At 46.3% G+C, this 214-nt stretch carries 1 tRNA gene; it reads right to left on the minus strand.

From position 1 onward, the window contains the following. Positions 1-138 precede the first annotated feature (138 nt). Positions 139-214 (minus strand) — tRNA-Ala (locus JO375_RS04290).

Consider the following 214-nt stretch of genomic DNA (forward strand, 5'->3'; position numbering starts at 1 on the left):
TACACAAGATCAGCTTAAAGGAATATTCTAAAACGCAATTTCGTTTCGGTATCCAGTTTTCAAGGTGCAAAACTGTGTGAATTCAATCCAACCTAATCGAGTGGATGGTATTCATGCAGCTATTGATGAAAATTGTATTGGTGGAGCCAAGCGGGATCGAACCGCTGACCTCCTGCTTGCAAGGCAGGCGCTCTCCCAGCTGAGCTATGGCCCC

Origin of the sequence: Paenibacillus farraposensis (assembly GCF_020736845.1) — a bacterium.
In the GTDB taxonomy this organism is placed as follows: domain Bacteria; phylum Bacillota; class Bacilli; order Paenibacillales; family Paenibacillaceae; genus Paenibacillus; species Paenibacillus farraposensis.